We start from the raw sequence: 21,996 nt of genomic DNA on the forward strand, positions 1-21,996 counted from the left end.
GGACGCTGCCGATGTTCTCCAAATACAAAAAAGACACCCCGTCAAAACCCCAGGCCGCTGGCGGAAACGTCACCCCGCTGCCCAAGGCCGAAGCGACCCGCAAGGTCGCGTCGAGCGCGAGTAAGCCCGCGCCGCAACCGAAGCGCCCTGCCGAGGCGTCGCCTGTGGATAAGGAGCGCAAGAAAAAGGAGCGGCTGCAGGACGTCAAGCTCGAGCTCCACAAAGCGCTCCTCGACAACCTGAACCTCGCGGCCCTCGAAAAGGCGTCTGAGCAAGAGCTGCGTCAGGAAATCAGCTCGATCGCGAGCGAGACGCTCGAAGAAATGGGCGTCGCCCTGAACCGCGAGGACCGGTCCCAACTCAACCAGGAACTGTTCCACGAGGTTAAGGGCCTTGGTCCGCTCGAAACGCTTCTGCAGGACGATGAGGTCAACGACATTCTCGTCAATGGCCCACAACAGATCTTCGTCGAGCGCGACGGCAAGCTCCAGCTGACAGACGTTACCTTCAAGGACGAACGCCACCTTCTGCGGATCATCGACAAGATCGTGTCGGCCGTCGGCCGCCGCGTCGATGAATCGAACCCGTACGTCGACGCCCGCCTTGCGGATGGTTCGCGTTTCAACGCGATGGTGCCACCGATTGCAGTCGATGGATCGCTCGTCTCGATTCGTAAGTTCAAAAAGGACAAGCTGTCGATCGACGAATTGGTGAAATTCGGCGCCTTCACCGAAGAGATGGCCGCCTATATCCAGGCGGCCGTGTCGACCCGCCTCAACATCATCGTCTCAGGCGGTACCGGTTCCGGTAAAACGACCACGCTCAACGCGCTGTCTTCCTTCATCGACGATGCCGAACGCATCCTGACGATCGAGGATACGGCGGAACTGCAGCTCCAGCAGACCCATGTGGGCCGGATGGAAAGCCGCCCGGCCAACGTCGAAGGGCGCGGCGCCGTCACCCAGCGGGACTGTCTGAAGAACGCCCTGCGGATGCGTCCCGACCGCATCATCGTGGGGGAGACGCGGGGCGACGAAGTCATCGACATGCTCCAGGCCATGAACACTGGCCACGACGGTTCGATGACCACGATCCACGCCAACTCCGCCCGTGACGCTTGCTCGCGTCTGGAAAACATGGTCGCGATGGCCGGGATTGAGATGCCGGTGAAGGCCATCCGCGCCCAGATCGCTTCGGCTGCCCACCTCATCGTGCAGGTCAGCCGTCTGCAGGACGGCTCGCGTCGCATGGTCTCGATCACAGAGGTGACCGGGATGGAAGGCGACGTGATCTCGATGCAGGAGGTCTTCCGTTACCAGCGCGTCGGCCTGACGCCCGACAACAAGATCATCGGCCACTTCACGGCCAACGGCGTGCGCTCGCACTTCTCGCAACGTTTCAAGCTCTGGGGCTTCGACCTGCCGGCCTCGATCTTCGAACCCATGGTTGCGGAGTAAACCTCACCATGCAGATCTCTATCGAACCCATCATCTACGGCCTGATCTTCGTGGCGGTCCTCGTGATCGTCGAAGGCCTGTATCTCTTGTTCTTCGGAAAATCGATCAGCACGAACCGACGCGTCAACCGCCGGCTCGAGATGCTCGAGAAAGGCGGCGGCAACCGCGAGAAGGTTCTGGAACAGCTCCGCAAGGAGATGAGCCAGCACATGTCCTCATCGGGCATCCCGCTCTATTCGATACTGGCGGAGAAGGCCCAGAAGGGGAACATTGCCTTCTCCCCGATCCAGCTGATCATCATCATGGGCGTCGTCACGGTCATCGCGTTTGTGTTTCTCACCTTTGGAACAAGCGCCGGCGGACCGGTGAAAGTCGTTGTCGCAGTCGGCATGGGCGTCGGCGGGGTCTACATGTGGGTCAACCGCCGCGCCAAGAAGCGCCTCGGTGCCATCGAGGAGCAGCTGCCGGAGGCCGTGGAATTGATGGTGCGGTCCCTCCGCGTCGGTCACCCGTTCGCCTCGGCAATCAACATCGTCGCGAAGGAGGTTCCGGATCCACTCGGATCGGAAATGGGGATCATTGCTGATGAATCGGCTTATGGCCGTGAAATCTCGGAAAGCCTGAAAGACCTTGCAGAGCGGATGGATATGCAGGACCTTCGCTTTCTCGCCGTCGCAGTTACCATTCAGCAGCAGGCCGGGGGCAATCTCGCCGAGATCCTCGATGGCCTGGCCAAGGTGATCCGGGCGCGGTTCCGTCTCTTCCGTAAGGTCAAGGCAATCACGGCAGAGGCACGTTGGTCGGGTGTGTTCCTGTCCGCCTTCCCGTTTCTAGCTCTTATTGCAATCAACCTGCTAAAGCCCGACTATTACTCCGAGGTGCAGGGCACCCCTGCCTTCGTTCCGGCGGTTCTTGTCGTCTGCGCATTCCTGGCTGCCAACCTGTTCGTCATGCGCTGGCTCACCAACATCAAGGTCTGATCCCATGGAAGCTTTCACCACCTACTTTACCGAGATGCTTGGTCCTTTAGGCCCCCTTCTCGTCCTTGGGGTCGCCGGGATGTTCCTGATCCTGATGACGCTGCCCATCCTTCTGAAAAAGCAGGTCGACCCGCTCGACAAACTCAAGGGCGGCGCAAATCTCGACTTCGGCAATGAAAAGAAGGCGGGTCTCCGCTTCCGCCCGGGCAGCAAGATCGACCGGCTGGAGCGCTACAAAAACTTCCTCGAGCCGCAGAACGAGGAAGAATATTCCGCCATCAAGCTCAAGCTGATCCAGGCGGGGTATCGCGGCAAATCGGCCGTTCAAGTTTTCCACTTCGCCCAGTTCGCCTTCGGCATGATTGGCCTGCTGGCCGGCATCGCATACTCCATCGTCGCAAGCTCTACTGGCCAGCCTTCGTCTGCGGCGACGATTTTCTCGATTCTCATACCTGCAGCAGTTGGTTATCTCGGTCCAAAATATTGGGTCACTCGTCGCCAGCAGGCCCGTCAAACGGAGATTGAGAACGGCTTTCCAGACAGCCTCGACATGATGCTGGTCTGTGTTGAGGCCGGTCAATCGCTCGACCAGGCGATCGTCCGCGTTGCGAAAGAGATCCGGTCAGGTTTCCCCGCACTTGCGGATGAGTACGAAATGGTCGCTCACGAAATCAAGGCGGGCAAAGACAAGACCGCTGTTCTAAAAGACATGTCGGAACGTGCTGGGGTTCCTGACGTCGCTAGCTTCGTTACCGTTCTGATCCAGTCCCAACAATTCGGCACTTCCATCGCCGAAGCACTTCGTGTCTATGCCGACGAAATGCGTGACAAGCGAGTCATGCGGGCCGAGGAAAAGGCGAATACGCTTCCGACGAAGATGACGCTCGCAACGATGATGTTGACGGTTCCGCCGCTCCTGATCATCTTGATCGGACCATCGGTCTACGGAATGTGGGTTACGCTCTCGAGTGACTTCTCGCCGAGCTGAGGCAAACATCCGGCAAGCTGGCGAAAGTGTATCGGTCTCACATGGGTAAGATGAGACACCTCGTTCTTTGTCTGACGCCGCTCCTCGCGGCCTGCTCCGATGACCCGTTCGCCCCAGTCGGCGAGCGGGTTTACGCGCCGGGCGTCGCCAGCCGTGGCGAAACCGTTGACCAGCTTCTGGTTGGTCATCGCCTGATGGCCTCTGGAGAATATGAGCTCGCCCGTCAGGCATATCTGCGCGCAACCGCAGAGCGTGGCTTCAATGCCGACACTCTATCGGCTCTCGGCTCGGCCAATCTCCGCCTCGGCCGCCTCAACCAAGCCGAGGCGCTTATGCGTCGCGCCGTTGACGAAGACCCCGAATTTCCCGCTGCCTGGAACAATCTCGGTGTCGTCCTGATGGAGAAGGGCGAATTCGCCGAGGCCCGCCAAGTCTTTCGTCGCGCCTTTGCAACGTCAAATGGCGAAAGCGACGAGATTCGCGACAACCTGAAACTGGCTATCGCAAATCTCAACAATCCGGGGTATGATCCTCAAAACGATAGCGAATTCAAATTGGTGGCGCAGGGCGGGGGGCGATACCTCATTCTGCAAACACCATAGCAGGCGAGAGCAGTAAAAGGACGCAACAATGCGCCACTCTATCTTTGTAACCCTGTCTCTGACGGGGCTTATCGCTGTATCCGGATGCGACCGCCCGGACAGCGAGGCAGAGGTCAACAGGGCCCTCCGCGACATCAACGTCATCGACGAGACCAATCTCAACGACGTGATGCTCCAGTCGAGCGATCCGGGCGAAGCCGTCGCCTACTTCACACGGGCAAGCACCGCCAATCCGGATCGGATCGATCTCGCCCGTGGCCTTGCCAAATCCCTGATCCGCGCCAAGCGCCCCGCCATGGCGATCCAGGCTTGGAAGCGTGTCACGGAAATGGAAGAGGCGACCTACGACGATCAGGTCGAACTGGCCGACGCCTATATCCGCGACAGTAAGTGGGACGAGGCGAGTGCGACGCTGAACGCGATCCCACCGACCCACGAAACCTACAAGCGCTATCGGCTTGAAGCGATGGTCGCCGATAGCCAGCAGCAATGGGAAAAGGCCGACAGCTTCTACGAGATCGCCATCGGCCTGACGCTCAAGCCCGCGCCGGTCCTCAATAACTGGGGATTCTCCAAGCTCACCCGCGGCGATGCGCGCGGTGCGGAACGTCTATTCGCAGAGGCACTACGCGAGGATCCGGGCGAGTTCACGACCAAGAACAACCTCGTTCTCGCCCGTGCGGCGCAGCGCAACTATGACCTGCCGGTCATCCAGATGACCCAGATCGAACGCGCACAGCTCCTCTACACGGTCGCTCTGGCTGCAATAAAGCAAGGCGACGTCGCTACTGGCCGCGGCCTGTTGAAAGCGGCGATCGATACCCATCCACAGCATTTCGAAGCCGCATCGCGCAGCCTCAAGGCGCTCGAAGCGAACGTCACCAACTGATGCGGCCACGCCGGTGGACCTGACAACAGCACAGGCGCTCTGGTTTCTGCCGCCTGTGCTTCCGATCTGCATTTACGTCATCTGGTCCGATCTGGCGCGGATGAAGATCCCGAACATCGCGACGGACACGTTGCTCGTCGTTTTTGCAATCGTCGGCCTCCTGGCCTTGCCCTTTGATGCCTATCTCTGGCGCTGGCTTCACTTCGGTGTCGTCCTCGCACTCGGCATCGCCTTCAACGCCGCAGGTGCCATGGGCGGCGGCGACGCCAAGTTTTGCGCATCGGCGGCCCCATTTATCGCCTTTGGTGACCTCGTGATCATCCTCGTACTTGTCAGCGCCGCCGCGCTGGCTGGTGTGGCGTCTCACAAGATCGCGAAACGCACCCCGATCCGCAGATGGACCCCCGATTGGGTAAGTTGGAACCCGGAGGTGGGCAAGCGGAAGTTCCCGATGGGCTACCCGCTCGCCGGAAGCCTTCTCGCCTATCTCGTGGCGGGCCTCTTCTACGGCGCGGCGTAGAGCACAAAGAGCTCCGTCCGCATGACCTCCTCCAAGGGCTCTTCAAGCGTCTCCTCGAGCGTCTCAAGGACTTCCCGCCGCATCTGAAGTGACATGTAGCAAAATGGGACTAACAGATAATCCGCATCATCCCATCCCGGCAAACCACCATAATACCAAGGTGAGCCATTCTTGAGACGTCCAAAATCGCCAAACAACCATGGGAACGACTGTAGATCGGCGACGAATATCTTCTTCTGAGCAAACCCAGCATCTTCTAGGCTCGTCGTTATCTGCAGCATCAATATCGCGACGCCAAACCTAATACCACAAGACGGGAAGGTCTCGCCTTGGAACGAAGTATCATCCGGCAAGAGATCCGGATCTGCGAGGGTAGCTAAGGGTCCACCGGGCTCATCCAACGCAACGATGACTTCCGAGCGAAATTGTCTCGTCCGCGCTAGAAGCAAATCGTTGTGCCGCTTCTGCGAAAGCAAAAGCGGAGTATAATCCTCCTCGGCATCGATCCCAACCATCGCGATGGGCGAATAGGCCATGTTGATGTAGGACGGCGCAATAGACGCAATAACGAAAGCCGACGTCGCCACCGTCGCCATACGCATGTTCCAGCCAACGCCGTTTTCAACGCTGTTGTCAGGCAAAGCCGCTAGAAGCAACACAGCGACAAAGAGGAGCCATTGCGGATCATTGCCGAAATTCTGGTAGGTGATGTAGGCGAAGGCGGGCAACAGCAGCAGCAGCAAAAGGCCCTCACGCTCCCGCCCGCTTTGGCGAAGGATGATGACCGCCGCCAATGCAGCAAGTGTCCCGGCACGGTAGGGCGGCGCCGTCAGCACGCCCACAAAGCTCTTGCCCGGGGCGGACCGTATCTCAGACTGCGCAACGGTCAGCAGATCACCGGCATAGGCCATCCAGTATTCCGGTCCGAGCCATAACGTGACACCCGCCGCCACGACCAGCCCCGCAACGAAGGCAACAGCCAGCGCCCGCCAGTCCTGACGCATAAGTAGCGCCAGGATCAGGATCGGGATCAGCACAGCGGCATATGTCGCCTTGATCAGGACGAGAGCCGCAGCGCACAAACCGATCACAATCCCGTCAAGCGTGGGAGCAGCCTTTCGCGGTTCGAAAACAGCCAATCCCAGCGCGATGAAGGAGATCGCCCAGGCCCAGCGATTGTAATGCATCGAGATCGACAGGCCCTCGCTCGACCCGCCATCGATCATGGCCAGCGCAAGCACGACGATGCTTCCGGCAAACAGGACAGCGGGCCAGAACCCAAAGCGGCTCGTACCCACGCGCCAGGCCATCGGCGCAAGGATGACGGCAACGAGGATCTGCGAAAAGATGATGGACAGACCGATCCCGAACCCGGCCATGACGAACATAGCGAATGGCGCTGCAGCAAGGCCCCCGATCGGCGTCATGAAATCCAGATGCGGCACCTGACCATCGGCCATGCGCAGCACGATCTCCGACATGTGGATGGCGTCACCCTCGTGCTTGGTCAGCAGCACGGCGCCCTGCAACAGTGCGGCACCCCCCAAAACCACAATCAATCCGGTCAAAATTGCGGCAAGAATAAGCGAATTGCGGCGCTCCATCTCTGCTTTGCCTCATTGCTGTTTCTTTTTTGACGATTCTATCGGGTCTAACCCGTCATTGTCCGTGGTGCGGGTCTTTTTTGTCGTTTGAAAGGCACCGTAGGGACGGATTGGCCACAAAACTTGCGGAGCGTTCCGAGGCATTCATGAACATTCAGACCAATCCGACCGAGCGGCCCTCCGTCTCTCCGCCGCCCGCACCCAAATCGCTCGAGCAGATGCAGCTGTCGCGCGTTATGATGCGCGATATCCTGCTCAAGACCATGTTCCGCATGAATCTCGATATGGTGACGGATATCGCGCGCGTCATCTGCCTGCCGATCCCGGTCACGCAGGAACTCGTCGACATCACGCGCAGCCAGAACCTGCTCGAGGCGACCGGCACGCTGAACGCCAACAATTCGGGCGAGATGGGCTATCAGTTGACCGAGGCCGGCAAAGGCCGCGCGATGGACGCCCTGGCACAGTCCGAGTATTTCGGCCCGATGCCCGTTCCGCTGGCCGTCTATGCCGAGCAAGTGAAACGCCAGTCGATCCGCAACATTCAGATCACCCGCGATCAGCTGACCTCCGCCATGGGGCACCTGATCATCCCCGACGAGATGCTCGACCATCTCGGCCCCGCGGTCAGCGCAGGCCGGTCGATCCTGCTCTATGGTCCGCCGGGCAACGGTAAGTCCTCGATCTCGCACGGCATCCGGGACTCTCTCGGTGACAAGATCTATATCCCGCGCGCCATCGAGTACTCCGGTCAGGTCATTACCGTCTACGACCCGATCGTCCACTCGGCCGCAGAGGAAGAGATCGACGACCCGAACTCGCTGCGCCGCACATCCGGTCGTTTCGACACCCGTTATGTCCGCTGCGAGCGTCCGACGGTGATCACCGGCGGTGAGCTTTCACTCACCATGCTCGATCTCGTCTACAACCCGACAGCGCGCACCTATCAGGCGCCCCTGCAGCTCAAGTCCACCGGCGGCATCTTCATCGTCGACGACCTTGGCCGCCAGGAAGAACCGCCCCAGGCGCTCGTCAACCGCTGGATCGTTCCGCTCGAAGAAAACCGCGACATCCTCACCCTGCAATCGGGCGAAAAATTCACGGTGCCCTTCGACACGCTCGTGATCTTCTCCACGAACTTCCACCCGAACGAGATCTTCGACAAAGCGGCCCTGCGCCGGATCTTCTTCAAGATCAAGATCGACGGCCCCAACCAGGAGGATTTCCTCAAGATCTTCGCCCTCGTCGCCCGCAAGCGGAAGATGCCGCTCGACGAGAAGGCGCTGATCCATCTCCTGAAGGTCAAGTACCCGACGATCGACAACATCTACGCGAATTACCAGCCGATCTTCCTGATCGACCAGATGCGGGCGATCTGCGAATTCGAGGGCATCCCCTACCAGATGACCCCCGAACTGATCGATCGCGCCTGGGAAAACATGTTCGTCCGGCAAGAGCATATCGAGCATTGACGAGTACCTCCGCGCCCGCCTCCAGTGGCGAAACTGGCGGGCGCGGATTTCACGGCATCGGGGTGGCCGGCTGCGGCCGGATGGGGCACCCAATGCTGCAGGCTCTCCGGAAGGCAGGCGTCGACGCGCACGGCTTCGACATCCGCGATGGCCTCGGCCCCGACATCACGACAGATCCGACCAGCTTCGCACGCGACCTCCGCATCCTGATCACCGTCGTCCGCGACGCCGCCCAGACCGACGCGCTTCTCTTCAATGACCAGGGTCTGCTCGACCATGCGCCGGATCTCACGCACCTGATCATCTCGTCAACGGTCTCACCCCGCTACATCACCAAGCTCCAGGACCGCCTGCCGGAAAGGATCCACCTGATCGATGCTCCCATGTCCGGCGCCCGGATCGCCGCGCAAAAGGCCCGCCTGTCCTTCATGCTCGGCGGGGATCCGGGCGAGATCGACCATCTCATGCCGCTCTTTCAGGCCATGGGCGCCCATGTCCACCGCATGGGCCCGCTCGGTGCCGGGATGCAGGCCAAGGTTCTCAACAACCTCCTCGCAGCAACATCGGTCGCCATGACCCGCCAGGTTCTCGACTGGTCCGACGCCGCGGGCCTCGACGAGGCGGCCTTCCTCGCTCTTCTCAACAGCTCTTCCGGCCGCAACTGGCTCACAGAAGGCTTCGACGAGATCGAATTCGCCCGCGACGGCTGGGCCGAGGATAACTCCATCGGTCTCCTGACCAAGGATATCGACGCCGCCCTCGACGCCCTCCCCGGCGAAACCGACACAACGCTCCTCACCCAAATCCGCCGGAAAATCCGGGCCCTGACACCCCGAAGAGCGCCAATACTCCCGAGCCATCGCCACCCAAGCCATTAACCTCCACAAGCCTTAACCTTAACGCGCCCTGCTCTGGCAAAGGGCCTACCCCTCCCCTTCATCTGGCCGAAAATACTCCCGCCGGAGGCTCCCTCCCTCACCACACATATGGACAGCGGACACTGACAGATCCCCGCCTACATCCACCCCATGACCACCCTGCCCCAGACCTTCGTTGACTGGTTCGCCTCCAAAGGCTGGACGATCCACCCCCACCAGCAGGACATGCTCGACGCGGCCGATGCGCCGTCCCTGCTCCTCATCGCGCCCACGGGCGGGGGCAAGACGCTCGCGGGCTTCCTGCCTACCCTCATCGACCTGCATCACACCCCCCGGGACGGCCTCCACACCCTCTACGTCTCTCCGCTCAAGGCGCTCGCCGCCGACATTCGCCGCAACCTGACGACCCCCGTCACCGAAATGGGCCTGCCGATCCGCGTCGAGGACCGCACCGGCGACACGTCCTACACCCAGAAACGCCGCCAGCGCGCCGACCCACCCCATATCCTGCTGACGACCCCCGAAAGCCTCGCGCTTCTGACCAGCTATGAGGACGCCCCCCGCATCTTCAAAGGCCTCAGGCGCGTCATCGTCGACGAGATCCACGCGCTGGCGGAATCCAAACGCGGCGACCAGCTCATGCTCGCCCTCGCCCGCCTCCAGACGCTGGAACCCGGCCTCAAACGCATCGGCCTCTCCGCCACGGTCGAAGATCCCCAGGCCATCGCCGACCAGCTCGCCCACCACCCCGACCCGACGCTGATCATCAACGCCGACCCGGGGCCCGAGCCCGACATCCGGATGCTCACCACCGAAGAGCTGCCCCCCTGGGCGGGCGGCGGCGCCAAATACGCGATCCCCGCCGTGCTCGACCAGGTCCGGCAGCACAAGACGACCCTCATCTTCCACAACACCCGCGCCCAGGCCGAGATCTTCTTCCATAACCTCTGGCTCGCCAACGAAGACGACCTGCCCATCGGCATCCACCACGGCTCGCTGGCCCGCGAACAGCGCGAGCGGGTCGAGGCCGCGATGGTCCGCGGCGACCTCCGCGCCATCGTCTGCACCGGCTCTCTCGATCTCGGGATCGACTGGGGCGACGTGGACCTCGTCATCCAGATCGGCGCCCCGAAAAACGTCAAGCGCCTCGTTCAGCGGATCGGCCGCGCCAATCACCGCTACAACGCCCCCTCGAAGGCCCTCCTCGTCCCCGCGAACCGCTTCGAAGTTGTAGAATGCGTCGCCGCCCTCGAAGCGGTCAAGGATCACGACCTCGACGGCGACCCAAAAGGCCCCGGCCCGCGCGATGTCCTCTGCCAGCATGTCCTGCTCACCGCCTGTGCAGGCCCCTTCGACGCTGACCAACTCTACGCGGAGGTCATCACGGCAGGCGCCTATCGCACCCTCACCCGCCCCCAGTTCGACGCCTGCCTCGATTTCTGCGCCACCGGGGGCTACGCGCTCCGCGCCTATGACAAGTGGCAGCGCCTCAAGCAAACGGGCGGCACATGGCACCTCCGCGACCCGCGCGCGAGCCGCAATATCCGCATGAACATGGGCACGATCATGGACACCGACACGCTGAAGGTGCGCCTCAAGCATCGCGGCGGCGGCAAGCCGCTCGGGGAGGTCGAGGAAGGCTTCGCCGCCACCCTCACCGCCGGCGACACCTTCCTGATCGGCGGTCAGATCGTCCGCTACGAAGGCCTCAACCAGATGACGGTCGAGGTCACGCGCCGCCCGTCCGACAAGCCGCGCATCGCGACCTTCATGGGCACCAAGTTCGCAACCTCCACCCAGCTCTCCCACCGCATCCTGCGGATGTTCCAACAGCCGTCCTGGCCCGAACTGCCGCAACACACCGCCGATTGGCTGGCCCTCCAACGCCAGGTCTCGAAGCTCCCCGAACCGGACCGCCTGCTGATCGAAAGCTTCCCCTTCGAGGGCCGCTGCCAGACCGTCGTCTATGGCTTCGCCGGCCGCAACGCGATGCAGACCCTCGGCCTTCTCCTGACCCAAAGGATGGAGGAACGCGGCCTCGACCCGCTTGGCTTCGTCACCACCGACTACGCGCTCCTGATCTGGGGGCTCGAGCCGCTCGACGATCCCGAACCGCTCTTCGAGGCCCGCAATCTGCGCGAGGGGCTGGAAACCTGGCTCAAGGGCAACGCCGTCATGAAGCGAACCTTCAAGCAATCGGCCACCATCGCGGGCCTCATCGAACGCAACACGCCGCAATCCCGCAAGACCGGACGCCAGGCGACATTCTCGAGCGACATCCTCTACGACACACTTCAGAAATACGACCCCGACCACCTCCTCCTCGACATCACGCGCGAGGAAGCGACCCGCGGCCTCGTCGATTTCGGCCGGATCGAGGAAATGGCCGCCCGCATCCAAGGCCGCATCGACCATCTCCACCTCGACCGCGTCACGCCGCTGGCCGCTCCCCTCTTTCTCGAAGCGGGCCGCGTCCCGGTCAAAGGCGCCGGCCAGGAACGCCTCCTTGAAGAGCACGCCGACCGCCTGATGGCCGCTTCCGGCCTCGACGGCCTCGCCCCCGAACCCGAACGCCCCAAATGGCGCGTTCCCTGGTAGATCCGGACCCCGTCACAAACCGCCCCAGCGAAGCCCGACCACGTCCGTCCCGAACCGCAACACCCCCAACCGCCATTAACCTTAACGCGCCCCTTTCAGAGAAAGCCCCATCCTTCATCTGGCCAAAAATACTCATTGCAGCAGGAGCAACTTGCACGGCCAATGCCGAAGCAAAGCCACCGCCACCACACCTGACCCCACGCCCCTCTAGACGCAAATGCCAGCCTCTGGCACATAGAACGTCCCATGAACGCCCATGTCTTCACCCTGGCCGGTGCCGATCTCCACGCGCTCCCCACCGGCGCCCTCTGGTGGCCCGCAAGGCGGCTCCTCGTCGTATCCGACCTCCATCTCGGCAAGTCCGAACGCGTCGCCCGCCGCCGCGGCACCATGCTTCCCCCCTACGAGACGCCGGCCACCCTCTCCCGCCTCGCCGCCGACATTGCAGCCACCGACCCGGCGGCGATCCTCTGCCTTGGCGACAGCTTCGACGACCGGGAAGCCGCCGACAGCCTGACCACGGACGACCGCAATGCCATCGCCACGCTCCAGCAGAACCGCACCTGGCTCTGGGTCGAAGGCAACCACGACCCCGGCCCGCTTGACGGCTTCGGCGGCACGCCTCTCGCCGAGCATCGCGAAGGCCCCCTCGCCTTCCGCCACATCGCGACCGACGCCACGCCCGAGCTCTCGGGCCACTACCACCCGAAGGCCTCGGTCCGCGGCCAGTCCCGCCCGGCCTTCCTCTACGACGACACCCGTGTGGTCCTGCCCGCCTACGGCGCCTATACCGGCGGGCTCGCCTGCGAAGCGCCTGTCCTGCAAAAGATCATGCGCCCCGGCGCCATCGCTGTTCTGACCGGCCGCCGTGCAATCCCCGTCCCGATGCCGCGCAGCGCCGCCGCCTAGATTACGCCTTCCTCAACCAGCTGAGGCTTGTACTTGCGCCCCACCGGCACGCGAGAGCCATCCTGCAGCCGCACGAAGTCCCGCCCGCTCTCCCGCTCGCGCGAAGCGATCGCCGCAACGGCGACCCAATGGGACCGGTGGACGCAATAGCCAGGCACACCTTCCATCTCATCCACTGCATCCGCAAACCGCAGCCGGATCCGCTGAACACGCCCGTCATCACTATGGACGTCGACGAAATGCCCCTCTGCCGTCAGTCGCACGATCCGCGCCCCCGGCGTCAACTCGACCCGCCGCGCAAGCCGCGGCTCCGGCATCTCGGGCGCTACCTCTGCCGGAGCGGACGGCCGCATCGGATCCATGTCGAGAACAAGCCGCGCCAGCGACACGCATTGCGCCAGCATCCACAGACCAGCCGACAAAAGCGCAAGGGACAGCGTCTCGCGTGACTGCCCCGCAGAGATGATCGCGCAGAGCCACCAAAGCATGGGCGCGTAGAGAGCCGTAAAGAAAGAAGCGGTGCAGAACGCATGAACGGAACCCGGAAAATCAGGCCGCAGCCGCAGGATGAGGAGCTTGGACGCAAATCCGAACGGCATCGCAATCGACAGAACCAAGCCCCAGTAGATGAACCGCTCGATGAAGGACTGGGTCTCGGCAGTGCCGAACGGCCCGGCCACCGCCACGATCACCGTCACCGATGCGACCGTTATGAAGGTTGGCGGGGACAGGCAGTAAGCGACGAGATCGCGCCAGAAGCCGTCCCACCGGCTGCGATCCTCTGCCAAACCCAACTTCATATACGTCACTCTCGAACCCGCTCTTTGATCTATTTCAGAAGGCGACCAGGCCAATACCAGCTGCGACAGTCTGCAACATGTTAGCGCCCTATATCGCAAGATTCTTGCGCGCGGGGCAGTCCCGACCTAGCGTCAACCGCGTGAATGAAGATGACATCCTCGCGAGCTTTACCCGCCAGAGCCTCATGCAGACCTTCGGCGCGACCCTGCTCCGCGCCCGCGACGGCCTTTGCGAGATCGAGGCGCCGATCGTGGATGGCGCCCGCCAACAGCATGGATATGGCCATGCCGGCCTCACCTTTGCGCTTGGCGACAGCGCCGCGGGCTATGCGGCCCTCTCGCTCATGCCTAACGGGTCCGAGGTTTTGACGGCCGAGATGAAGATCAACCTGCTTGCTCCCGCGAAAGGCGACCGTTTGCTTGCAACAGGCCGCGTGGTTCGCGCCGGTCGCAGGTTGACGGTGGTAACCGCCGAAGTCCGTGCGACGCAAGCCGAGGCCGATACGCTGATCGCGCTCCTGCAAGGTACAATGATCCCACTTTGAGTTTCACCCCGAAGCTGGCCAACGCCCACCACACGGGCGCCGGCCAACCTTCGTTACACCACTGCCTCGGATCACTCCGGCAAAACAGTTAACAAAAGGTTAACGACCGGCGGAAGCCTACGCTGTCAGCCCTTCCGGCTCGGCCAATCCATGCGCCCGGCAACAGGCCGTCACGGTATTTGCGAGCAGACAGGCGATCGTCATCGGGCCCACACCGCCAGGTACCGGCGTGATCGCTCCAGCCACCGCCGCGCAACTGTCGTAATCGCAGTCACCGACAAGGCCTCCATCGACCCGGTTGATCCCCACATCTATCACCGTCGCACCCGGCTTGATCCAGTCGCCCGTCACCATCTTCGGCCGCCCCACGGCTGCGACAACGATATCTGCCCGTTTTGCCACCTCCGGCAGGTCTTTCGTGCGGGAATGGGCCACCGTGACGGTGCAACTGTCCCGCAGCAGAAGCTGCGCCATCGGCTTGCCCACGATATTCGACCGCCCGATCACCACCGCATCGAGCCCGCTCAGATCCCCAAGCTGCTCCCGCAACATCATCAGACAGCCCAGCGGCGTACACGGCACCATCGCCGCCTGCCCCGTCGCAAGCTTCCCGACATTCGAGATGTGGAACCCGTCGACATCCTTCGCCGGATCGATCGCATCGATCACGGCTTCCGAATTCAGATGCCCGGGCAGCGGAAGCTGCACCAGGATGCCATGCACCTCCCGGTCGGCATTCAGCTCCGCAATCAGCGACAACAGTTCCTCTTCAGACGTGCCCGCATCCAGCCGGTGCTCGATGCTCTTCATGCCCACCTCGCGGGTCATCTTCCCCTTCGAGCGAACATAGACCTGGCTCGCCGGATCCTCGCCGAGCAGCACAACGGCGAGCCCCGGCACGATCCCATGCTCCTCGGACAGGCGCGCCACGTGGCCCGCCACCTTCTCCCGGATCCCCGCCGCAAAGGCCTTTCCGTCGATCACATCCGCTGTCATCCCGTCTCCATCCGTTAACTTTCTCTCACCGGAACATTCGTTCCCCTCCGACGTGATGCCGACCGAGTGCCGCCCGGATGCCGCAGGTCCATTTCGCTCAGAAAAGACCCTCGATCTGACCCGCCTCGTTCAACCCGATCTGCTCGGCCGACGGCACCCGCGGCAGCCCCGGCATCGTCATGATCTCCCCGCAGATCGCCACCACAAACCCGGCCCCCGCACTCAACCGCACCTCGCGCACCGGCACCCCGTGCCCGACGGGTGCGCCCCGCAGGTTGGGGTCGGTCGAAAAGCTGTACTGGGTCTTCGCCATGCAGACCGGCAGGTCGCCATAGCCATCCGCCTCCCAGGCCCGCAACTGATCCCGGATCTTCTGATCGGCCAGCGCCTCGTCGGCCCGGTAGATGCGTTTCGCGATGGTCTCGATCTTGTCGAAAAGCGACATATCGTCAGGATATAGGGGGGCGAACTGAGAGACACCGCTTTCGGCGATCTCCGCGACCCGTTCTGCCAGATCCGTGATCCCGGCAGATCCCTTTTCCCAGTGCTTACAAAGGATTGCCTCCGACCCCATGCTCTCGACATAGGTCTTCACCGCCGCGATCTCCGCCTCCGTATCGCCCGAGAAATGGTTGATCGCCACGACAACCGGCACACCGAAGGATTTCACATTCTCGATATGCCGCCCCAGATTCGGGCACCCGGCCTCGACGGCCTCCACATCCTCCCGGCCAAGGTCGCCCTTCGCGACGCCGCCATTCATCTTCATCGCCCGCACGGTCGCCACCAGCACCACCGCATCGGGCGCCAGTCCCGCCTTGCGGCACTTGATATTCATGAACTTCTCGGCGCCCAGATCGGCCCCAAACCCGGCTTCCGTCACGACGTAGTCCGCCAGCTTCAGCGCCGTCGTCGTGGCAATCACCGAATTGCAGCCATGGGCGATATTCGCGAACGGCCCGCCATGGACAAAGGCCGGATTGTTCTCCAGCGTCTGCACCAGATTGGGCTGCATCGCCTGCTGAAGCAACACTGTCATCGCCCCGTCCGCCTTGATGTCGCGCGCATAGATCGGCGACCTATCCCGCCGATATGCCACGATAATATCGCCCAGCCGCTTCTGCAGATCGTCCAGATCCGTGGCAAGGCAGAGGATCGCCATGACCTCCGACGCGACCGTGATGTCGAACCCGGTCTGCCGCGGAAATCCATTCGCCACACCGCCCAGCGACGTCACGCAATCGCGCAGCGCCCGGTCGTTCATGTCCATCACGCGCCGCCAGGTCACCCGCCGCTCGTCGATCTCCAGCGCGTTGCCCCAGTAGATGTGGTTGTCGATCATCGCCGCCAGCAGATTGTGCGCACTGGTGATCGCATGGAAATCGCCTGTGAAATGAAGGTTCATATCCTCCATCGGCACGACCTGCGCATAACCACCGCCCGCCGCGCCGCCCTTCATCCCGAAGCAAGGGCCCAGCGAGGCCTCCCGGATGCAGATCGCCGTCTTCTTTCCGATCGCGTTCAGCCCATCGCCAAGGCCCACCGTCGTCGTCGTCTTTCCCTCGCCCGCGGGCGTCGGATTGATCGCGGTCACAAGGATCAGCTTACCGTTCTCGTTTCCGTTCAGTCCCTTGATGAACTCGGCAGAGACCTTGGCCTTGTCGTGCCCAAAGGGCAGCAGATGCTCCACCGGGATACCCAGACCCTCGCCAATCTCCTGGATCGGCCGCTTCGTCGCTTCGCGCGCAATCTCGATATCGGTCTTGTGGGCCATGGTCCGCCTTCCCTCTCAAAACTCTCCTTCGCCTATACGCGAGCGACCGGGGAGCGCGAGACGGTGAAACGACATTTCCGTGCCGTTTCGCGGCCTTGGCAGGAAACGGACGAAGCCGATCGGAAAGCTACGGCGCCCAAGCGCGTTGCGAGGGCACGTGCAGCGTGATCTCGTCACCGACCGCCAGCGGGCCTTCCCGCTCGACCCAGGCGGTGACGCCCCGCCGGTCCTTGGCCGCCGCCTTGAAGGCCTTCCCGTGCCCCGGCGCATCCTCGTCGATCACCGGCGCGGGCAGGTGGCACGGGCGGTTCTCCATATCGATTGTCAAGGTGGTGCCCCGCCCGGTCTGCAGACGCGAGGAAGGCGGCACATGGGTGAAATCCGGAATCCCCTCGACGACCACCGACGCCCCGATCCAGCCCGGATCGAAGCTCTCAACCCCCATCTCCTCGGCAATCGCGGCCAACTCTTCCGACGACACGACAGACAGCTGCCGCACGTTCCGGATCTCCGTTCCCTTCGGGTACTGTGTCACCACCCGTGCACATGACGGCCGCGTCAGCCCGCCATGATCCTCCCCCGGAATACCCGCATAGGTCGCCTGGACCTCTTTGAGAGCCTCCGACCGCAACGCAGCCTCCCGGTCCGGCACCCGCCCGAGCCAGACGATCCGGCCCACATGTTCGGTCTTCACAAGCGACGGCATCGCAAACCTCCATCCGTTTCGGATGTTATCGCCGGAGCACCCAACGCCCGCAAACCAGAAATGAAAGGAGATAAGGGTCAGGCGCGGCCCGATGACGCCGCCGGCCCCGGCAGTTGGACTGCGACAACCGTCAATCAATTGATCAGAACCCCGAAAACGAAAACGGCCTCCCGAAGGAGGCCGCTTCAATTCTCAGACCGGTATCACGCCGACGGCTCAGGCTCCGGCTCGAACCCGCCCGTATCCTTCGGCTTCCGGGTTTTCGGAATCGCCGTGACAGAGCTGCCCGAGGACGGCGGAGCGTCGTCCGCATCGTCGCCCTTGTTCGGCGGCTCACCCGCGATAACGCGGGTGATCTCATCACCCGTCAGCGTCTCGTATTCCAGCAGTCCTTGAGCCAGACGCTCCAGATCGTCTGCCTTCTCCGTCAGGACACGCTTGGCCGTCTCGTAGCCCTCGTCGATGATCCGCTTCACCTCCGCATCGATCCGCTCCTGCGTCTCGGGCGCGATGCTCGACGGGCCCTGATAGGCGCCGAGATAGCTCTGCTGTTCATTCGCCAGATCCACATAGCCCAGCTCGTCCGAGAACCCGAACTGCGTGACCATCGCCCGCGCGATCTTGGTTACCTGCTGGATGTCCGACGCCGCGCCAGAGGTGACGTTCTCTGGCCCGAAGATCAGCTCTTCCGCCACGCGCCCGCCCATCGCCATGGCGATCTTGGACGTGTACTTGGTGTAGCTGACCGAAAGCTGATCCCGCTCCGGCAGCGACAGCACAAGGCCCAGGGCCCGCCCACGCGGAATGATCGTCGCCTTGTGGATCGGGTCGTGCTGCGGAACGTTCAGACCGACAACAGCATGGCCCGCTTCGTGATAGGCGGTCAGCTTCTTCTCGTCCTCGGTCATCACCATCGACCGGCGCTCTGCGCCCATCATGACCTTGTCCTTGGCGTTCTCGAAATCGATCATCGTCACGAACCGCCGCCCGACGCGCGCCGCCATCAGCGCCGCTTCGTTCACGAGGTTCGCCAGATCCGCCCCGGAGAACCCGGGAGTGCCCCGCGCGATGATCCGCAGATCCACATCCGGGCCCAAAGGCACCTTGCGCGCATGAACGCCCAGGATCTTCTCGCGGCCCTTGATGTCGGGGTTCGGCACCTGCACCTGCCGGTCAAACCGGCCGGGGCGCAGCAGGGCGGGGTCAAGCACGTCGGGACGGTTCGTCGCCGCCACGATGATGATCCCCTCGTTCGCCTCAAACCCGTCCATCTCGACCAGCAGCTGGTTCAGCGTCTGCTCACGTTCGTCGTTGCCGCCGCCATAACCGACGCCACGCGACCGGCCCACCGCATCGATCTCGTCGATGAAGACGATGCAGGGTGCGTTCTTCTTCGCCTGCTCGAACATGTCGCGCACGCGGCTTGCACCGACACCCACGAACATCTCGACAAAGTCCGAGCCCGAGATCGTAAAGAACGGCACGCCCGCCTCGCCCGCAATCGCGCGCGCCAGAAGCGTCTTACCCGTGCCCGGAGGGCCCACCAGCAGCGCGCCCTTCGGGATCTTGCCGCCAAGGCGCGAAAACTTCTGAGGATTCCGCAGAAACTCCACGATCTCTTCCAGCTCTTCCTTGGCCTCATCGATGCCGGCCACGTCATCGAAGGTGACGCGCCCGTGCTTCTCGGTCAGCAGCTTTGCGCGCGACTTGCCAAAGCCCATCGCGCCGCCGCGGCCACCGCCCTGCATCCGGTTCATGAAATAGACCCAGACGGCGATCAGCAGCAGGAAGGGCAGAAGCGACAGGATGAAGGTCTGGAAACCCGATTGCCGCTGCGGCTCCGCCTCGAAGGCGACCTCGTTCGCTTCCAGCAGCTCGGTCGTCTGCGCATCATCCGGACGGATCGTGATGTATTCCCGCCCCTGCGACGTGAAGCGTACCTGCTCCCCATCGAGCGTCGCGCGCTCTACCTCACCTGTCTGAACCCGATCGACGAATTCCGAATAACTGACCTGACGGTTCTGCAGCGTGGCGTTCGATCCGCCGCTGAAGACCTGAAACAGGACGACCACCAATAAAAAGAGGACGACCCAGAAGGCGATGTTTCTCGCGTTGCCCAAGGAAACTCTCCCAAGAATGACGACGAGCCCACCGTCAAGGTTGGCTCACCACGGCATAAAGATAGAGATCAGCGCCCGATCTTCAACGGGAAACGAACCGTGTCGCGAAAGGCGCGACGATCCGCGCCGTCCATTCCCCGGCGTCAACCGAAGGTACGGCAACAATTTGGCCATTCGCCCGCAGCGCCGGGCTCGCCGCAAGCGCCGCGCGGGGCCGCCCCGTCGCCCGCCAGTCGACCTGCGCCAGATCCGCGTCGCCAAGGGCGCCAACGGTTAGGCCCTCCTCCTCCGGCCCCTCGATTACCCAGCGGCCATCCCAGACCATCCCGGCTCGATAAGGCACAGGCGCTCCAACAGCGCCCGCCTCCCGCATGAAACGCAACGCCCCATCCGACGCCGGAACGGCAAGGCACCCCCCCAGCGTCGCCGGGCGTCCCTCCATGGCGCGATCCAGAAAGAACCGCAGCGCATCAAAACGCGGCCTGTAGTGACCACCACCGATCCAGCGCACCGCTTCCGCAAGAACCCGCCAGAGCGTATCGCCCTCCCGCTGTTCCAGCCCGGCCCGGCCGATCATCAGATCGCCGTCCTCCTCGGTTACATGTTTGGCGACGAATTCGGCGGCGGCCTTCTCAAGCGTCAAACGCGCCGCCCGCATATGCTCCGCCGTCCGCGTCAGCCGGTCGACCGTCAGCCCCAGATCGCCCAGCGCCTCCAGCATCTCCCGCGCCCGCACCCGGTCAAAACGCGGATCGGCGTTGCTCGGATCCTCCGCCCACCGGTGCCCGCCCGCGCTCAGCCACGCGCGCAACGCTGCCCGCCGCTGATCCAGAAGAGGCCGCCACCAGCGCACCCCCTCCGTTTCCGTCACGGCCTCCATCCCGCAAAGGCCGTCCACGCCCGACCCGCGCGCAAGCCGCATCAGCACCGTTTCCGCCTGATCGTCCGCCGTATGCCCCAGCAGAACCGCACCGATCCCGCCCGCGCGTGCCCAATCCGCAAGCCGCTGCCGCCGCCCGTCCCGGGCGGCGTCCTGCAAATTCCCCTGCCCCTCCCAGCGCCATTCCAGGACAGAGTGCTGCAGCCCCAGCCCTGCACAGATCTCTCCGACCAGCGCCGCCTCGTCCTTCGCGCCCGCACGCAACCCATGGTCCACCGTCGCGACCGACAGGGAAACGTCCCGGGGTGCAGCCCACGCACAAGCCAATTGCAAAAGCGCCATGGAATCCGACCCGCCGGAGACGGCCAAGCCGAGTCGCGCCGGGGGCGCCCCGGCAGTCAGGTCTTCCATGGAAAGGGCGAACGACTCCTCTGGCGTCACGAGCAGCCGAGGTTCGTCATCTCCTGCCGCGCAGCGGCAACCTCGGCACTCTCGGGAAAACGCACGGCGACCTCGCCCAGCGTCGTGCAGGCGTCCTGCACCTGCCCGATCCGCCCAAGGCTCGCCCCCAAAGCAGTCAGGGCAGACGGCGCCAAAGGCCCGTCCGGCGCGCCTGAGAAGGCCTCAAGATAGGCCCGCGCCGCATTCGTCATCTCGCCAAGGTTCTGCAACGCCCGCCCCCGCAGGAAATGCGCCTCGGAACTCAGCGGCCCGCCCGGATAGGTCTCGATGAACTGCGCAAATCGATCCGCAGCCGCCCGGAAATCCTCCGACTCGAACGCCTCCCGCGCCGCGTCAAAATCCGCCTGCTCGCCCGTGGCAAGAGCCGGTCCGCCTTCGGACCCGCCGCTTACCGCCGGGGGCAGAGATACCGGCGGCGCCGTGTTCGGCGCGGCCTCTTCCCCGCCCAGCGACGGCGTATCGCCCAGCGACCCGATATCGCAATCCGCCTCAAGCTCGCACAACCGGAACTCCAGATCGCCGATCCGGTTCGTCCCGTCGCGGACTACCGCATCCACGCGGAACTCCAGCTGCTCGGCGCGCTGGGTCAGCCGCTGCAACTCCGCCTCGATCGCGTTCACCCGGTCGAGCACCGATCCGCCCGCGGTCGGCTGCGCACCGCCCGTCGTCGACAATTCTCGCTTCAGCCGCTGGATCTCGACGAACAGAACCGAAAGTTCCTGCCGGATATCGGCCAGTGTCTGCTCCCGGTCCTGCGCCATCGCGGAAAGCGGGGCACAGGCCAGCATCAGGCTGAAGACAAGACGGCGCATCGCG

General features: G+C 63.3%; 19 protein-coding genes. 11 read left to right on the forward strand and 8 right to left on the reverse strand.

All coding sequences use genetic code 11. From position 1 onward, the window contains the following. Positions 1 to 11 precede the first annotated feature (11 nt). Genes AADZ90_RS14540 through AADZ90_RS14565 form a run of 6 tightly spaced genes read left to right on the forward strand, consistent with a single transcriptional unit; the run spans position 12 to position 5,436 of the window. Positions 12 to 1,457: a TadA family conjugal transfer-associated ATPase gene (locus tag AADZ90_RS14540; protein WP_367310802.1), complete on the forward strand. Its 1,446-nt coding sequence runs from the start codon at positions 12 to 14 to the stop codon at positions 1,455 to 1,457. An 8-nt stretch (positions 1,458 to 1,465) separates the two neighbouring features. Then, positions 1,466 to 2,437: a type II secretion system F family protein gene (locus AADZ90_RS14545; protein WP_367310801.1), complete on the forward strand. Its 972-nt coding sequence runs from the start codon at positions 1,466 to 1,468 to the stop codon at positions 2,435 to 2,437. A 4-nt stretch (positions 2,438 to 2,441) separates the two neighbouring features. Beyond that, the gene (locus AADZ90_RS14550; protein ID WP_367310800.1) at positions 2,442 to 3,425 is read left to right on the forward strand and encodes a type II secretion system F family protein; all 984 of its coding nucleotides are present in this window, start codon (positions 2,442 to 2,444) and stop codon (positions 3,423 to 3,425) included. Positions 3,426 to 3,475: 50 nt separating this feature from the next. Next, positions 3,476 to 4,027 carry a tetratricopeptide repeat protein gene (locus tag AADZ90_RS14555; RefSeq protein ID WP_367310799.1) on the forward strand — a complete coding sequence of 184 codons (552 nt, stop codon included), beginning with the start codon at positions 3,476 to 3,478 and terminating at the stop codon, positions 4,025 to 4,027. A gap of 28 nt (positions 4,028 to 4,055) precedes the next feature. Then, the gene (locus AADZ90_RS14560) at positions 4,056 to 4,916 is read left to right on the forward strand and encodes a tetratricopeptide repeat protein (protein WP_367310798.1); all 861 of its coding nucleotides are present in this window, start codon (positions 4,056 to 4,058) and stop codon (positions 4,914 to 4,916) included. Between the two features lie 13 nt (positions 4,917 to 4,929). Then, complete coding sequence (locus tag AADZ90_RS14565) at positions 4,930 to 5,436, forward strand: prepilin peptidase (protein WP_367310797.1); 507 nt, start codon at positions 4,930 to 4,932, stop codon at positions 5,434 to 5,436. Here AADZ90_RS14565 and AADZ90_RS14570 read toward each other — a convergent pair. After that, a complete protein-coding gene (locus tag AADZ90_RS14570) occupies positions 5,421 to 7,040 on the reverse strand; it encodes a hypothetical protein (RefSeq protein WP_367310796.1) in 1,620 nt (539 codons plus the stop codon). The genes AADZ90_RS14565 and AADZ90_RS14570 overlap by 16 nt on opposite strands. 146 nt (positions 7,041 to 7,186) lie before the next feature. Between AADZ90_RS14570 and AADZ90_RS14575 the strand changes: the two genes are divergently transcribed. From AADZ90_RS14575 to pdeM, 4 genes are all read left to right on the forward strand, one after another. Further along, complete coding sequence (locus AADZ90_RS14575) at positions 7,187 to 8,512, forward strand: DUF8689 domain-containing protein (RefSeq protein WP_367310795.1); 1,326 nt, start codon at positions 7,187 to 7,189, stop codon at positions 8,510 to 8,512. Between the two features lie 62 nt (positions 8,513 to 8,574). Continuing rightward, complete coding sequence (locus AADZ90_RS14580) at positions 8,575 to 9,390, forward strand: NAD(P)-dependent oxidoreductase (RefSeq protein ID WP_367310947.1); 816 nt, start codon at positions 8,575 to 8,577, stop codon at positions 9,388 to 9,390. 150 nt (positions 9,391 to 9,540) lie between these two features. Further along, complete coding sequence (locus tag AADZ90_RS14585; protein ID WP_367310794.1) at positions 9,541 to 11,988, forward strand: ligase-associated DNA damage response DEXH box helicase; 2,448 nt, start codon at positions 9,541 to 9,543, stop codon at positions 11,986 to 11,988. 246 nt (positions 11,989 to 12,234) lie between these two features. Next, positions 12,235 to 12,897 carry a ligase-associated DNA damage response endonuclease PdeM gene (gene pdeM / locus AADZ90_RS14590; RefSeq protein ID WP_367310793.1) on the forward strand — a complete coding sequence of 221 codons (663 nt, stop codon included), beginning with the start codon at positions 12,235 to 12,237 and terminating at the stop codon, positions 12,895 to 12,897. On the opposite strand, the gene AADZ90_RS14595 is transcribed toward pdeM, so the two are convergent. Further along, positions 12,894 to 13,697 (reverse strand): LytTR family DNA-binding domain-containing protein, encoded by an 804-nt coding sequence (locus tag AADZ90_RS14595; protein ID WP_367310946.1) that lies wholly within the window; start codon positions 13,695 to 13,697, stop codon positions 12,894 to 12,896. The genes pdeM and AADZ90_RS14595 overlap by 4 nt on opposite strands. A 185-nt stretch (positions 13,698 to 13,882) precedes the next feature. Here AADZ90_RS14595 and AADZ90_RS14600 point away from each other — a divergent pair, with 185 nt between their 5' ends. Beyond that, a complete protein-coding gene (locus AADZ90_RS14600; RefSeq protein ID WP_367310945.1) occupies positions 13,883 to 14,242 on the forward strand; it encodes a PaaI family thioesterase in 360 nt (119 codons plus the stop codon). A gap of 117 nt (positions 14,243 to 14,359) precedes the next feature. Here AADZ90_RS14600 and folD read toward each other — a convergent pair whose 3' ends face one another. The 6 genes from folD to ybgF form a co-directional block, all read right to left on the reverse strand. Beyond that, positions 14,360 to 15,238 carry a bifunctional methylenetetrahydrofolate dehydrogenase/methenyltetrahydrofolate cyclohydrolase FolD gene (folD, locus tag AADZ90_RS14605; protein ID WP_367310792.1) on the reverse strand — a complete coding sequence of 293 codons (879 nt, stop codon included), beginning with the start codon at positions 15,236 to 15,238 and terminating at the stop codon, positions 14,360 to 14,362. A gap of 97 nt (positions 15,239 to 15,335) precedes the next feature. Further along, the gene (locus AADZ90_RS14610; protein ID WP_367310791.1) at positions 15,336 to 17,012 is read right to left on the reverse strand and encodes a formate--tetrahydrofolate ligase; all 1,677 of its coding nucleotides are present in this window, start codon (positions 17,010 to 17,012) and stop codon (positions 15,336 to 15,338) included. Between the two features lie 127 nt (positions 17,013 to 17,139). Further along, positions 17,140 to 17,718, reverse strand: a complete 579-nt coding sequence (locus tag AADZ90_RS14615) for an MOSC domain-containing protein (protein WP_367310790.1) — start codon at positions 17,716 to 17,718, stop codon at positions 17,140 to 17,142. A gap of 203 nt (positions 17,719 to 17,921) precedes the next feature. Further along, entirely contained in the window at positions 17,922 to 19,838 is a 1,917-nt protein-coding gene (gene ftsH / locus AADZ90_RS14620) for an ATP-dependent zinc metalloprotease FtsH (protein WP_367310789.1), read from the reverse strand. An 82-nt stretch (positions 19,839 to 19,920) separates the two neighbouring features. Further along, positions 19,921 to 21,159, reverse strand: a complete 1,239-nt coding sequence (gene tilS / locus AADZ90_RS14625; protein WP_490372066.1) for a tRNA lysidine(34) synthetase TilS — start codon at positions 21,157 to 21,159, stop codon at positions 19,921 to 19,923. Next, positions 21,156 to 21,992 (reverse strand): tol-pal system protein YbgF, encoded by an 837-nt coding sequence (ybgF, locus tag AADZ90_RS14630; protein ID WP_367310787.1) that lies wholly within the window; start codon positions 21,990 to 21,992, stop codon positions 21,156 to 21,158. Before ybgF ends, tilS begins: the two co-directional genes overlap by 4 nt. Positions 21,993 to 21,996 lie beyond the last annotated feature (4 nt).

This window comes from Aestuariibius violaceus (genome assembly GCF_040779325.2).
GTDB classification, from domain to species: domain Bacteria; phylum Pseudomonadota; class Alphaproteobacteria; order Rhodobacterales; family Rhodobacteraceae; genus Aestuariibius; species Aestuariibius violaceus.

Coding starts and splice junctions, on each gene's coding strand:
- AADZ90_RS14560 (WP_367310798.1), top strand. CDS start 4,056: ATGCGCCACTCTATCTTTGTAACCCTGTCTCTGACGGGGCTTATCGCT.
- AADZ90_RS14610 (WP_367310791.1), bottom strand. CDS start 17,012: ATGGCCCACAAGACCGATATCGAGATTGCGCGCGAAGCGACGAAGCGG.
- ybgF (WP_367310787.1), bottom strand. CDS start 21,992: ATGCGCCGTCTTGTCTTCAGCCTGATGCTGGCCTGTGCCCCGCTTTCC.
- AADZ90_RS14550 (WP_367310800.1), top strand. CDS start 2,442: ATGGAAGCTTTCACCACCTACTTTACCGAGATGCTTGGTCCTTTAGGC.
- AADZ90_RS14570 (WP_367310796.1), bottom strand. CDS start 7,040: ATGGAGCGCCGCAATTCGCTTATTCTTGCCGCAATTTTGACCGGATTG.
- AADZ90_RS14545 (WP_367310801.1), top strand. CDS start 1,466: ATGCAGATCTCTATCGAACCCATCATCTACGGCCTGATCTTCGTGGCG.
- folD (WP_367310792.1), bottom strand. CDS start 15,238: ATGACAGCGGATGTGATCGACGGAAAGGCCTTTGCGGCGGGGATCCGG.
- pdeM (WP_367310793.1), top strand. CDS start 12,235: ATGAACGCCCATGTCTTCACCCTGGCCGGTGCCGATCTCCACGCGCTC.
- AADZ90_RS14575 (WP_367310795.1), top strand. CDS start 7,187: ATGAACATTCAGACCAATCCGACCGAGCGGCCCTCCGTCTCTCCGCCG.
- AADZ90_RS14600 (WP_367310945.1), top strand. CDS start 13,883: ATGCAGACCTTCGGCGCGACCCTGCTCCGCGCCCGCGACGGCCTTTGC.
- AADZ90_RS14595 (WP_367310946.1), bottom strand. CDS start 13,697: ATGAAGTTGGGTTTGGCAGAGGATCGCAGCCGGTGGGACGGCTTCTGG.
- AADZ90_RS14585 (WP_367310794.1), top strand. CDS start 9,541: ATGACCACCCTGCCCCAGACCTTCGTTGACTGGTTCGCCTCCAAAGGC.
- AADZ90_RS14540 (WP_367310802.1), top strand. CDS start 12: ATGTTCTCCAAATACAAAAAAGACACCCCGTCAAAACCCCAGGCCGCT.
- AADZ90_RS14555 (WP_367310799.1), top strand. CDS start 3,476: ATGAGACACCTCGTTCTTTGTCTGACGCCGCTCCTCGCGGCCTGCTCC.
- AADZ90_RS14615 (WP_367310790.1), bottom strand. CDS start 17,718: ATGCCGTCGCTTGTGAAGACCGAACATGTGGGCCGGATCGTCTGGCTC.